Below are 13,595 nucleotides of genomic sequence, written 5' to 3'. Positions count from 1 at the left end.
ACGATGTCTCGTCAGCCTTTAATCAGATATGGAGGTCATGTGTTAAAGCATTGTAATGACATAATAGAAAAACAACGAAACGGTTCACAAGGATGCACGGATTGTTTACTATATGGGCTTACAGAAATTATACAAAGATGCATTATCCCAATATTTAACAACTGTACAGATAATGAATTATGTATTGATGAGCCAATTAATTCCAATTTGGGAGAAGTTAGTAGAAGAACTTTCTATATAAGGTATATTCATCGTCTTCCAAGACGAGTTTACTTATTTCGAATAGTTATAGCAGAAGAAGGTAATGGCAATTTTGTTGTAGTAACATTCTTTCCTGATGACAGTGTTAATTTTCCTGATGACAGTGTTAATAATATTAGTCCAATAGAGATAAGGTGGGCGGCTCAGGAGTCCATTGCGAATTGTATTTTCTGGCTTTAAATTAGACTTATCTAATGTACAAATTATTTGGTATATTTTGATGAAAGTGAGAAGAATGAAGATGATCGTAATATTAGTACGATAGCGAGAAAATAGGCCGATAGGTTGTAGTAGAGGGCTATGGCCCGCGCGAGCTGTAGTATCCTCCAGGGAGAGTGAAACAACCCGAACCTCCTCTCTAGGAGGGAGTTGAAGGACTCGACCAGGTTGTTGGACTTTAGCCACTTCCAGAGCTTCTTGTCGGCGATGAGGTAGCTTAGAAGGGTTGGTCTCGGCCATGATCTTGCCGAGCTCGGCGGACGAGGTGATCGCGTCTAAAGCCTCCCTTTCCTCCTTGGTCGTACGCTTCAGGTGGACCAGGCAGCCTTGCCTCCCCACGTGAAGTTCAGCTAGGGAGATCGCCCTGTCCAAGGCCTTGATCCCGTCAGCCACGACCAGGACGAAGCTGGTCTTCTTCCAGACCCTGACCAGGAGACTCCAATAGATGGCGTCCTCAGCCTCGCTTATGATGAGCTCGAGGACCGCCCTGTTTCCCTCCCGGGTCACGCCCATAGCCACGAGGAGGACCGCCTTTCGCCCCTTGAGCTTCACGTACTTCCCGTCAACTATCACGTAGTTGAAGTCGCCTCCCGTTTCAATCTCGGGCATCCAGAGCTTGGCGTTCAACTTACCTCCCTTAACCGAGTAGACCAACATTAGGGACGCGAAGACCTTCCTTTCCTCCCTCAGTAGAGTCTCCTCGACCTGGGTCCTCACCCTCCCTTCACCGTAAAGCACTGGCAGCTTCACCGATATCCACTCCAACTCGTACTTCGTCTCCCTCTCGTCCATCACGATCCCAAACCCCTTCAGGAACCTGTAGCTCGCGTAACCCTTCCTCTTGACCTCCTTACCCCTCTGGTAGCTGGGACTAGTTTTCTCAGCTTCCTCCAAGGCCATCCTCTCGATCTCCTGGACCGGTTTGTTCAATAAGGCGTCATCGGGTAATATCTTGGGGACGAGCGTGAGGGATATCTTCCCAGGTCCCTCTACGAGCTCCATAATCCGGACCCCGTAGAGGGTTACCTCGTTCACAGTTTACAGTTCCATGATATTACCTCATGCTCGCCCCCTATCAGTGTTACCGAAAATGTAGAATCAATTTCTACTATCTAATTCTATAGAAATAAATTGAAATCGCAATGGACTCCTGAGCCGCCCGATAACTGTGATTATTGTCGTATTGTCTGTCATACACCCTATGGCATGTTTGAGCATTTTAATATTAGATCTTAGACACAGAAGAGTAATAATTTAACTATCCTAGAGTTGACCTCCTTTTTCCCTTTAACTCTTCCTTTGAACTATCCTTCAGTTCAAGGTAAATTTACGTTAAACTCCCGTGGAGTTAAGATTTTCACCGAAAAGCATATAAATTCGAAAGAGATAAAGAAAATTGATGAGTAGCGATATAGGAAGAATAAAAAGAAAGTTGATGTTACCTGTTGTCATCGGGATATTTTTGACGTTATTTTTCTCTTTTGCATCTTATGCTTCATTAGACACGGGTCTGGAAACCTCTTACATGTTTCTCGTTTCGTTGATCATAATTGTTACGATATTTTTAGGCTTTCCGCTCGCCTTAGCTATACTTATTATGAAGACTAGATTCCCCAAAGAGCCTGCTATCATCCTAGCAAGGGGTTGGAACTATTTTTGGATTAACGAAAAGGGCGTATGGAGGAATAATAAATTAATGTTTACATGGGATCAAGTAAGAGACGTCCAGGTTATCAAAACATGGTTTGATGGCAAAGAAATGAAAGGGAATCTGAAGGTTTTTCTTAATGATAAAAATATCGAGATTAATAATACAGTTGATCCGAATAATATTGTAAGTTATATAAAAAATGTTTACTTGAAAAGATGATTTTTCACATATACGGTGATGGATTTCTTTCTCTGGGTTCAGGCTGAGACGGTGCTTGGGGACTCTGTGGCTGAGGCGAAGGGGGCTGAGTTCCTCCCCCATCACTACCTCCCCCTACTCGTCTTGTTAACCCAGCTATATGTTGGTGTGGCTTTAAACTGGTGAAAGTAAGAAATAGAGTGACTGCAAATTCCACACCTCCGATGATAGGTCCTGCTAGGAATATTATTATTCCTATCCCCATCTGCTCTAAAAGAGCGAAAGTGATTGCTGCGATAATACCAGAAGCCATCAATCCCACTATTAGATCTACTATTATTCCGGCAATCGGTCTCGTCCATTCAAAGATCCATAATGTTGCAGCTAATGGGATTAGAGACACTGCTGCCAATAATATTGCGTATCTTACAAATGCCAGCCCTACAAATATCGAATAGAACAATACAACATCCGTTGCATATTGACGTAAAGCACTCGCAAAATCGAAACCTATAACATTTGAAGCGGCGAATAATGCCCAAAACGATGCTATAGAAGTCAGCATTTCACCAGCTATCGCATTTAAATACGGTCCTACTGTTACATTTATAAGATAATTTATGAAACCCGCAGCATAGTCGTAGATTGTAAGTCCTCCGGATGTGAACAGACCCCAAACTCCCAACTTATATAACACATCCCTTGCTAAATCAATAAGATCGTAGTAAAACCCTCTAAATGCGTTGTACGCTATCGACGCTGCAATCAGAAGCATCGCTAAACCAGTCATTAGTTCTTCTATTTTAAAATATATTGAGATTGTAAAAGCATTTGTGGTTGGTGAATAAACGAAATCATTAATCGGTACGATATTTGATGAAACAAAGCTCCCTATTAGGCTAAATCCGCCTACAACAGTATTAATTAAATCCTGAAATGCTGATTCTATTGCTTCTTGGATCCACCCTAGAGGCGATGGCGGATATTGACTATTGAAGACGAAACTTCCATACGCATAAATGATACTTGAACTATTCGTAGAATTTCCTATATAGGTTGCAACTATAACATACTTCCCTGGAGAGATATCGTTCCAGCTTATTAACGTCCCAGAGCCGGACGCTATTTTTACGCCGTTACTTACGTTCATTATGTACCATTGTGGTGTTACATTAGCCCCAGATATGGTCCATGTCCCCGTCTGTCCAATATAAATTGTTGAAGGACCTTTTATATTCAGTTGTATGTACGTTATATTTCCTGGTGTATATATGCCTGGAATTGTTGTTTTTCCCGCAGCTGCCAAGAACAATGCTGAGGCTAAAGAAGCTGCAAACAGTACTAAAGCGTATCTTTGATCATATCTGTTAGCTAAAATTGCCAGTAGTAATAATAAAGGCGGTATTATATCGTAAAGCGTCGAGATAAAATTGCCTACTGTGATCCCGTTTCCGGTCTGTGCTATTGTCACGATATTACCTATTCCTCCTAACAAGCTAGGCGTTAATAATATTATAATGAATATTGTTAATGATCTCTTCATTTCCTTTCCCTACTCTTACTGCTTTTAAAAGCTGAATAAACGAGGAAAGATGTTATTCGGAAACGGTAAAACGGAAACTAAAGCAAAGCAGAGATATTACAGACTTGAGGGTGTTCCGTTCTTCTTACTAAGCCCAGAAGACAGAGATATGAAGATGAAGGAACTATCGACGCTTTTATCACAAGCAGAACACGGGTATATCTACATCAGTCGTAAACCTGATACTTACGAGTTTGAAGGGACTAAATTCCCCATAATATCATCTAGCTTTCAATTAGTCACAGAGAAAGAGATGGATTTAGAGACTGCTGAACCTCCAGAAAGGCCTAAGATTAAGAAAGAGAGAGCAAAATACTTAGAGACGGATCAAGGTTTTGCTAGGGTCTTAGTGAGCTATAGATATAGTGTGAGAATTATGGAAGGAGCTCTGGGAAGGATAGACTTCAAATCAATAAATCCGGAGTTGTTTGAGCTCGTTATACAGTTTCAGAAAATTCCTCAGACTAGTGTTAGAAATTATCTGAACAGTTTAGAAGTTAAACGCATGAAGATGACGAGATATGGGAACTTAAGCGTACAAATTGAAGAGATGTTAACGTCAGGTTATCAGCTTAAGAAAGATTTAGATGAGGAAGCTGCGGATCCCTTGAAATTCCGTTTTCTCTTTGTAGTTCATGCAAAAACGTTTCAAGAACTAGAATCTTTAACTAGAGAATTAGTTAAGAATGCACAGGAAAACGGAATACTTTTAGATGTTCCATGTTGTGCCCAAGCTGAGCTATATAATTTTAGCAACAATGTAGGATACAGAATAAGTAGCAATGTCAGTCTTGCAAAGTTCTATCCTTTAGTAGGTTTTAACTTAGTTGAGCCTAACGGCATCTTCTTAGGGACTGACGATAAAGGAGCTCCTATTGCAACTAATCCGTATTTAGCAATTAATGGAAGGCAGAATCCCCATTGGGCGATAACTGGAACTGCTGGAGCAGGAAAAACAACCACAGGTGCAGTATTAATTGATAGGCTAAGGAAAGCCCACGATAAGATTTATATAATCGTCATAGACCCGATGAGTAATTATAATCGTTTCTTTGCTAACGAAGCCGATTTAAACATTACTTTCAGAGATGGCGATTATATAGGCCTAGATCCAGTGGCTTTAGCCTCAGAGGGAATAGTTTCAAGCGGTGATATCGCCGATTTCCTAATTGAATCCTATGGGATCCCACTAGAATTAAGAGGAATATTGGCCAGTCAGTTAGAACAGAATAAGAGCCTTAAGGAATTAAGGGATAATCTGGAGGATTTGGCAAGCAAAAAATTCGCAACAGAATACAGAAAATTAGAGAACTTTCTGTTAAACATGACTTCTGGGGCTGATAAATTCGTTTTTATGGGAACTCCTCCATCATTAAAGGGGAAGAAGTTTATCATTCTCGGCCTTCAGACTGAGGACACTAGAAAGAAAAGACTTGCAGCTACGATGTTAATGCTATATGCTTATTCGTTAATCAATAAGCTCCCCAGAGATGTTGAAAAACTGATCTTAATTGATGAGGCTCACTTCCTGTTTGAGTATCAATCCGTAGCTAAGATCATTGCAATAATCTACAGAACTGCTAGGGCTCTGAGGACTAGTATGATAACAATGACACAGCTTATACAACATTATAATATGAATAATTATGCTAAGGAGGCATGGCAGTTAGCCGACAACAAGCTAATTCTGAAGCAAGAGAGGGAGGCTGTAAATGATCTAGCAAGTTTAGCTCATTTATCAGAAGAAGAGATAGACTACATCTTAAAGAGTACCAGGGGAAGGGGAATATTGAGGACTGGAGCTATTACAACACACGTACGAATTCAACTCACAGAAGAAGAGAAACAGCGCTGGAGGACTGAGTAACATGAGCATCGTCGATCTTATTGAAAGAGTTGCGAAAAGAAAAGGAACGAGGATCAATAAGCTTCCAAACGGCGTAGTTATTATTATTAAAGATGACTACGCTTATGTACAAATTACTGTGGTTAGGGATGTCTATTATATCAGATATCTAACAAAAAATGAGGCATATATTGCAGAAAAATTAAACGAGAGGATTGTAGAGAAGATTTTAGACGGGGAACTGACTGAAAGAGAAGCTCTCAAAATCCCTGATGTTTAGCAAAAGTATAGTATTGCCTATCTCTTCAATTTTCTCTTTTTCGAGTAATTCATTCAAGAGTTTTTTATCAGTCAAATACCTCAATAATATTTGCTTTCTCTTTTTCGCATTATCGTAAGCTAAGTTATGTTTCTTCAGTAGTTCATATACTTTCAAATCCTCCTCCTTATCCCCGCTATATTCATATTTAATATATTGTATAACTGGATCCTCTCTAAGCATCTGTCTAAGTAACTTCTTACGTTGACGTATCGCATATCTTCCGATTCCTCTACTTCTAATGAACTTCAGATAATCACGCTTAACTTGTTTCCCTTCTCTGCTCAAAATATGCTCATAAATAGCTAAGTACAGTGCAGAATCCGCTTTCCTTCCATGCCTCTCGATTTGATTTAAAATTCTGTAAAACTCGTTTTTCTCTTCTTCAGTCATTATCGAAAGTAAATAGTTTAAGACTATTTTCTTCATGTCTCTTATTTCCTTCTCTTCTCTTTTTCTTACTGAAGAGCTTACTTTCTCATAGTACTCTAAGCCGCTATAATCAACACTGTCGTAAGCCTCGAAATCTATAACTTCACCCGTACAAGAATCAACTGTATATCCTTCCCTTGTGGTAACTATAGTACACTCTTCAACCATCAAAAAATCATGCTTTTTAAAAACCTGAAAGAATTTCTATGAAAAATTAGTATTACCAGTAAACTGGGGTGTTTAACGAAATAAATTCTATAAAAAAGATTGACTTAAAAACTATGTTACCCATGCAGTACCGTTCCAGATTGCCGTAATGTATGCACTCGTTCCCTTAGGATATACAAATATTGCATAGATTATGCTTGGTATATAATTCGTATAATAGAAATTGAGATGCTCGCCGATATATGGTACATTTTGATTGTTGAATTTATAGAAATATATTGTTTTGTTGTCGAGCGGGTTGAAATAGTAGCACATATTGCCGAATGGAACTTTACTCCACTGTGGGTATTGTAGGGCGTTATAAATGTCGGTCAGATATACTTCGTAATTCCCAGTTATATTGAAGAATATCGTATCGTTATAAATTACGGGGATTCTGCTCACGTTGAAAAACACCAGCAGACCGTTAAAGTATTGCGTTTTAGGCCATGCGCTCAAATTAAGTATGTTTGCGTCTACTAAGCTCCAGTTTTCGTAAAAACTCTCTAATTCTAGAAGATTATTGAAGACGCTATAAGTAGTATTGAAAGTATACATAACGAATTGTGAAGCTAGAATAAAGTACTCAGATTTCCAGAACTGATAGTCAGTCTTGTTGATAGTATTCATGATAAATTCATAAAGTGAGTGAGATAAACTAGCGTTTTGCTCCAAGTAGAACCACGAAATTGCTGCATACTTATTGTAGGTCATTTGCTGATTAATCCAAGGCGGAGGCCGAACCAAATTATTTTTGACATTGAAAGTAAGATAGTAATTTATCGTATTTCCAGAAGTCTGTGTATTCAGTTGTGGAATAATTTCTATACTTCCTGCGTCCCACGTTCGCTTAATCGAATAGTTCGCTACTTGAATATGATCGTAAGTTAGTATCGAAGTAGTATTAGACGTAGGGTCAGAGCTCCAGACAGTATACCAAAAATAAGTGTTGATTGTCCTTCCCATATAGTTTTCATTATTTATGGTAGTTATTGGGGCTGTCCCATTGAGGACTTTTATTGTTACAGGGATCGTAACGTTGTATTCATACCAGTTAAAATAATCTGGCTTGTAATTGAAAGAGGGATTCGTTGGATAGTAGCATATATATGTTGTATTTCCGCTCGTTTGTTCCTTTTTGTACTGATATGCTGTAACGTTATATGTTAAATATACAGTTCTCAAAACACCTGGAGGCACACTAACGTTTCCGGAAATTGTAAATGATTGCTGATAAATGGAGGTATTCTGATAATTCAGTTTGTAAGGCGGAACTGCAGTATATGAAAATTGAAAATTATTAGATGCTATGCTACTGCCGTTTGCTAGAAGATATACAGTCCCGGATACACTCATTTTGTAATATTTTGTAACGATAGTTTGATTCCCGTTTTGAGATGTTGACGATGAAGCCAAGGACGTACTGGTACTATAACTGACGCTAATAGTTACTTTTACAGTATATGTATCGATTATGTTGTAACTTAGGGGACTTACTGTTATGTTATCTGAGGGAGGATAGCTCCAACTAGGCTGGAAACTCTCAGGTGTCTCGAAGTCCTTAGCGTAGTTCACAATTATGGCATATTTTGAATAGTTCTCTGTATCATTTTTGTTCAAAGGAAACGGCTGCAGTGTGGTGTTAGTATAATTCAGTATCTGAACATATGCAGCACTCGCTATACTCAGAAGAGCACCGTATGGACCCGGAGCTACAATTGATGCGTTCCATGCCAGGGCATTTAGAAGTAATTGTAACATATTGTTGTCAGGCTGAGAGAAGTTGAATAAGATGTAAGCTTCTGGAGAAATATTGTAGTAAGGAGCTTTGGTGTTAGCAAAGCTAGCTCTTACATATTGCAGATCTTGAAGTGTGGGACTCAATGTTATAGTTTTGTTATAGACGTAACTGAATAACTTAGGTTGCGTATATTGTTCAGTCTGTGTAGATGTCCCTATCTGAATTGTTGAAGAGTTCTGAGGAATTTTAATATTCGCAAAGCTCGCAACGAATGCTAAAATTATTATTATAGCTAGTACTAGGACACTGAAACGTCTTATGTCTATTCCGAATGCATTACCCGCCACTTCTTCTCCCACAATTTGGGGTTTTTAAAAAGCAGAATTATGGTGATAAAGTGCTCCCGTTCGATATTGTTATAAAAATAATGCTATTAGTGCCAACGATAATATTCTTTTTCTATTCTGCAGTTTATCTACTACTATTTGAACTAAATGTTCAACCTAAACTTTCTAAGATGTATAGAAATCTTTCAATAACTCTTCTAGGGGGTGGAATGATATTACTAGCTCTCTATTTAATGATTTGAACAGTATAGATGATATAATTCTGATAATTTTAGCAAATACAGATGGTACTGTCGAAGATATCTCTTCGACAACGGGCATTCGAAAAGAAGCTGTGTATCATATACTAGAATTTTTGACCGCAGCGGGGATCGTGAAGAAAGAGAATGACCGATATTATGTAGATGAAACAATAAGAACTATAGCACAACTTATGCTAGATTTAAATGATTTAGAATTTTATGACATTAATATTTTGAAAAATTCTAACTGAGGTGGATAAATGAAGGAAATAGTAATAAAAACAGAACTTCCTTATAATTATAAAAAGCTTAAGGGATTTTTTATTTCTCCTGGAGTACTCAGACTATTTTATGACGCAAAGAGTATAGAAGTTGCGGGGAATTTATCATATATTATTAATAATAAATATAATGCTATTGTTTATTTCAGCATGTCCGATATTGTTTGGGAAATTTATAGTAAAAATAATAAATTGAAGAATAAGATTTCAATATGGTTATATCCAATAATAAATGATAATACTGGACTGCATCTAAAATTTGAAACTAGTAGAATACTTCCCTTAAAAAGGACATTAGAAAGCGAAGTTAAAGCTGAAGTAGAATTGCTAAAAAGTTTGTTAGACGCTTTGAGGAGGTTCTAATGAAGTTAAGAACCCATTACATCTTTTCGACGGGACTATTATCACTTCTGGACTCCGTACTCTTTCATGAATATTTTTACTACACTTTAATCTTGAGCGGAATAGTTTCAGTAATTGGCAATTTCTTGATTGATAGGATTGGCCATAAGGAGATTGTAACTAGGTACGGATATATCCCGGTAAGGACACCGTTGACCCACACAATCCCCAGAAGTGTAATTTGGGGTATTGTTTCCATAGTCCCGGTCCTTATCCTTTTATTGATTTATTACTATGGGTTTAGCTATCACGAATACTATTTCTCCCTTCTTAACAATAAAGTGATTTTACTAACACTGTTAAACGGTCTAGTTGTTGGGCCCTCTCATATGTTATTAGACGTTTTTACCGAAAGAGGAATCTACGTTAAAAAATACGGAAAATGGAGGAGATTTGCCCTAGCACATTTCAGATATGATAATCCAGCAATTAACGGTTTAGCAATAATAGCCGGTTTTTTGCTCCTATTGACTGCATATTATATTTCACATCATTATTTCTACTACCAGTACTACTATTATTACAAATAATATTATTTATAGGTGAGTAAGCATGAAAAAAGAAGAGAAAAACTGTCTAGATCTATGTGGAAGAAATTTAGAGTGTTTGAAAGTAGTTTGTAAATCACTGATTGAGGAAGAAGAGATGAAGCGGGAACGATTAGTTGAAACTTTAATACTTATCGTATTTCTCGCGTTCTTTATTTATCTCATAATTTTCTTTCGTTGAATCCAAAATTTTTGCTCATCTTTATTATCATTATTCCTAGTGAGATATTAATTGAGAAAAAATAAAAACAGAAAGATTTTTAAATGTGTTTTTACAGAAGTAGAAATGGGTGATGAAGCGGGTGAGTGACCCTCGCCCGAGGGCCACTCTGAGCGGTGATGAAAGCGTGGCCCGCTGAACCCGCTGATAAATATCTCTAATTCTGTAGCTTTAAACTTTCTTTTCATTGAATTTTGAAAAATTGTTAAGTAAGTAGTATAAGCACATATGTAGGGATCCTACACTTTCTTTATGTGTTAGAAAATTTGAATAATATCGCCATTTTAATAGGAAAAAATTCTTTCTTCCAATTTCCTAATCTCATCAAACTTTACATTATTAGCTAACAATATACAATAAATGCAGGCAAGAAGTGATATAATGCAACAAATCCACGTAATACATTCGTCATAATATATTGTAAAATAATAATGTATTTGAATTGAATTAAGTATCTCTATAGTTATACAAATTTGTATAGCAGAGATATAAATGTGTGTAAGAATTGCGGAAACAGTTATCACAATACTTAAGAGAATAAATGAAAGGATGAGCAAAGTTTTCTTGTTCATGATTATTTTTATTAATTTAAAAATCCTTAAGGCACGTTTTCCCTCTACAATTTTAGAATAAATTTCCAAGTTTACTGCAAAAAATGTTTCCCAGTTGATTGGGCATTTATATTTAAACTTTTCGCATAAAGCTTATATATATGTATCCAGTCGACTGGGAAAATTAATCCTGGTTGGATCCGCAAAATTTTAGTTAAAAGAGCTTGCTCTCACAGTTATGAAGGCAAAGTAACAACGGATTTAATCCTAATGGACTGACTCCCGAAACTCAACTTCCCACGTGCTGATGAAAGGTAACAATGTATTTAACCCTGGTTTGCGTTATTTTTCATATGGAGTTATGGGAAAAGTTACTGTTTTATATAGCACGTAAAAACTGTGTGTCGTTAGATGAGATAGTAAGAGACTTAGGTATAAACAGAGGCACTGCAAAAGTGTATCTGTCACGTTTAGCAGAAGAGCATATAATAACACGTAGATGGTTAAGAAACGGTGAAGGAAAGAGGATTAGACTTTACTGTGTAAGTACTAAATTATTAAAGGAATTAAACGCGTAAACGCGGAAAACTCCTTTTCCTTAAACCGTAAGTAGAAATCTAGTTTTCCATTACTCCTTTTTTACATTATCATAAGCAAGTAAATCGAAAACCTTAACGTATTTCTAAAGCCTTTCTTAGAAAACGAAATAGCCCTTTATGACCTCTGCCCCCTGTCTTATGCTCATTCTCACTGCCTTTCTACATTCCCAAGGTGAGTCACAGTAGAAGGAGTACGAAAGACGTTGTGCGACATCTAATGGCAAGTCCTTGGGATCGTCGTTTCCGCCGGTTTCAGCTACTGAATATCCAGAAGCTATTATCCGAGGGCCTATCAAAGTTCCCTCCCTTTCAGCCCTGCTCAGATATATTGCGGATTTGCTCCCTAAATCCCTTACTGTAGTGAAACCTGCTGAGAGTAGCCTTATCATGTCTGATGCACTTCTGGCAGCAGACAGACCTTCAGGGGTTATGTTCCACTCAAGTACATTGTCGTTAACTGTTCCGAAGAAATGGACATGTGCATCTATTAGGCCTGGAGTGATGAAACCTCCTTCTATCGTATTAAAGCCTGACGTGTCTAAGTCTTTGCCTACCTTACTTATCCTTCCGCCTTCTATGAAGACAACTCCGTTTTCCGTTATCCCTTCGCCATTGAATATCCTTCCCTTTAATGCTATCATGAGATTCAAACCTACAGAGAGAGTAAAAGGTTTGCTGAAGTTTCAAATTCTTTCACCTACAAGGAACAACATTTTATAAGCCTAAAACTCAAATTTTTGTCAATTAAAAAATGGATATAAATTTTTCTTTAACTATCAAATAAAATATAAAAAGAATAAAAAATTAAAACTTTAATTAAAACTTTAAACTCGTATTGTTTAGAGCGCTATTCTAGAAAACATAGCTTTCAAGGAGAACAAGAAATTCAACACTATAGTTAATGAGGAGTTAACAAAGTTTTGTAATTATACTTACAAAGTAAGAAAGATAAGTTCTGGAGAGATAACAGTCTCCTCCCGGTTCTTTGGAGCTATTTTAGATCTCTTAACTGAAGAGGAGGATAAGCTTAGAGATAAAGGGTATGAATTAGGAAAGAACTGGGGAAAGGAATATTTGATATTATGGAATTCGAGGGAAAATAGACTTGATATAAATGTAAAGTCATTTATTAATCTGATTATTAGTACATCAATCTATTCCTCCATGTATAAGGTAGACGTAGATCAGAAGGGCAATGAATACATGATTGTATTTCATCACAATTTTAATAAGAAATATTCAACATTTATATCTGGATACTATGAGGGAATTATAGACAACATTCGATCTGTAATCCGAACATCAACGGACATAAATGAGAATAGTGTAATAATATCCCTAAAAATTAATGAGGAGACGTAATATAAGAATTCTAGCTACAAGCATAAGTTATTAATTTATAAATATAAATTAAAAATAATAAGCTTGTCTCACATTAATTTATGTCCGTCATTTAGAAGAAATAGTTATCATAAAAACCATACGAATCGCAAAAACTATATGGTATGATAAAGAGTAACAAAGTCCATGAGTTGAATTGTCATTCTGCTAATCTGGTATATTAACATTATAGTAATACACAACAGAATAAAAGTTGATATTGCACTTTGATTTTATTCCCTTGTTTTACTTTAACATAATAACACATTAGCTCAATTTTTAATCAAATATTTCTAGTTATTACTTAAAATATAATCTATTTAAGTACGGTGTACATAAAGTTTTCGCCAATATCATTATATCTTGAATTTTAACGAAATAAAAGATAAATGTTTAATCAAACTTGTTCTACATAAAGATATGTCTATTGTATTTTCAACTTTAAGGGTTATGTCTTACGCTAGAATTATATACTTTTTATCAATCACCGCGTTTTTACTGAATTACTTTTCATTTTCGCTCCGATCTAGCTTTAAATGAAAAATTATAAGCTACAAAATCTTACAACT

The 13,595-nt window shown here is 36.7% G+C and carries 12 protein-coding genes and 1 pseudogene; 8 read left to right on the top strand and 5 right to left on the bottom strand.

Going from position 1 to position 13,595, the window contains the following annotated elements; genetic code table 11:
- Positions 1–3: 3 nt before the first annotated feature.
- Complete coding sequence (locus tag IC007_RS10845) at positions 4–441, top strand: hypothetical protein (protein ID WP_149528756.1); 438 nt, start codon at positions 4–6, stop codon at positions 439–441.
- 23 nt (positions 442–464) lie between these two features.
- On the opposite strand, the pseudogene IC007_RS10840 reads toward IC007_RS10845, so the two are convergent.
- Positions 465–1,482: pseudogene (locus IC007_RS10840) on the bottom strand (transposase).
- A gap of 397 nt (positions 1,483–1,879) precedes the next feature.
- Here IC007_RS10840 and IC007_RS10835 point away from each other — a divergent pair.
- Positions 1,880–2,350 carry a hypothetical protein gene (locus tag IC007_RS10835; protein ID WP_149528755.1) on the top strand — a complete coding sequence of 157 codons (471 nt, stop codon included), beginning with the start codon at positions 1,880–1,882 and terminating at the stop codon, positions 2,348–2,350.
- A 4-nt stretch (positions 2,351–2,354) separates the two neighbouring features.
- Here IC007_RS10835 and IC007_RS10830 read toward each other — a convergent pair whose 3' ends face one another.
- A complete protein-coding gene (locus IC007_RS10830; protein WP_149528754.1) occupies positions 2,355–3,872 on the bottom strand; it encodes an Ig-like domain repeat protein in 1,518 nt (505 codons plus the stop codon).
- 49 nt (positions 3,873–3,921) lie between these two features.
- On the opposite strand from IC007_RS10830, the gene IC007_RS10825 reads away from it, so the two are divergent.
- Both IC007_RS10825 and IC007_RS10820 read left to right on the top strand, forming a co-directional pair.
- Complete coding sequence (locus IC007_RS10825) at positions 3,922–5,778, top strand: VirB4 family type IV secretion system protein (RefSeq protein WP_149528753.1); 1,857 nt, start codon at positions 3,922–3,924, stop codon at positions 5,776–5,778.
- A gap of 1 nt (position 5,779) precedes the next feature.
- Positions 5,780–6,037: a hypothetical protein gene (locus IC007_RS10820; protein WP_084739891.1), complete on the top strand. Its 258-nt coding sequence runs from the start codon at positions 5,780–5,782 to the stop codon at positions 6,035–6,037.
- Here the strand turns inward: IC007_RS10820 and IC007_RS10815 are convergent.
- Both IC007_RS10815 and IC007_RS10810 read right to left on the bottom strand, forming a co-directional pair.
- Positions 5,987–6,676: a hypothetical protein gene (locus IC007_RS10815; protein WP_054846606.1), complete on the bottom strand. Its 690-nt coding sequence runs from the start codon at positions 6,674–6,676 to the stop codon at positions 5,987–5,989. The genes IC007_RS10820 and IC007_RS10815 overlap by 51 nt on opposite strands.
- Positions 6,677–6,787: 111 nt before the next feature.
- Complete coding sequence (locus tag IC007_RS10810; protein WP_306344632.1) at positions 6,788–8,815, bottom strand: hypothetical protein; 2,028 nt, start codon at positions 8,813–8,815, stop codon at positions 6,788–6,790.
- Positions 8,816–9,041: 226 nt separating this feature from the next.
- Between IC007_RS10810 and IC007_RS10800 the strand changes: the two genes are divergently transcribed.
- The 4 genes from IC007_RS10800 (at position 9,042) to IC007_RS10780 (ending at position 11,625) form a co-directional block, all read left to right on the top strand.
- Positions 9,042–9,296, top strand: a complete 255-nt coding sequence (locus tag IC007_RS10800) for a helix-turn-helix domain-containing protein (RefSeq protein ID WP_054846605.1) — start codon at positions 9,042–9,044, stop codon at positions 9,294–9,296.
- Positions 9,297–9,305: 9 nt separating this feature from the next.
- Positions 9,306–9,689 carry a hypothetical protein gene (locus tag IC007_RS10795; protein ID WP_054846604.1) on the top strand — a complete coding sequence of 128 codons (384 nt, stop codon included), beginning with the start codon at positions 9,306–9,308 and terminating at the stop codon, positions 9,687–9,689.
- Positions 9,689–10,258, top strand: coding sequence for a DUF1286 domain-containing protein (locus tag IC007_RS10790; protein WP_149528752.1), 570 nt, complete (start codon positions 9,689–9,691; stop codon positions 10,256–10,258). The genes IC007_RS10795 and IC007_RS10790 overlap by 1 nt, the downstream gene beginning before the upstream one ends.
- Before the next feature lie 1,109 nt (positions 10,259–11,367).
- Positions 11,368–11,625: a winged helix-turn-helix transcriptional regulator gene (locus tag IC007_RS10780; RefSeq protein WP_084739890.1), complete on the top strand. Its 258-nt coding sequence runs from the start codon at positions 11,368–11,370 to the stop codon at positions 11,623–11,625.
- Positions 11,626–11,741: 116 nt separating this feature from the next.
- On the opposite strand, the gene IC007_RS10775 is transcribed toward IC007_RS10780, so the two are convergent.
- The gene (locus IC007_RS10775) at positions 11,742–12,287 is read right to left on the bottom strand and encodes an amidohydrolase family protein (RefSeq protein ID WP_054846603.1); all 546 of its coding nucleotides are present in this window, start codon (positions 12,285–12,287) and stop codon (positions 11,742–11,744) included.
- Positions 12,288–13,595: the final 1,308 nt, after the last annotated feature.

It is taken from the genome of Sulfuracidifex tepidarius, from assembly GCF_008326425.1.
GTDB lineage: Archaea > Thermoproteota > Thermoprotei_A > Sulfolobales > Sulfolobaceae > Sulfuracidifex > Sulfuracidifex tepidarius.
Note: the sequence above shows the minus strand (reverse complement) of the source record. Positions and strands in the feature narration are given on the sequence as shown.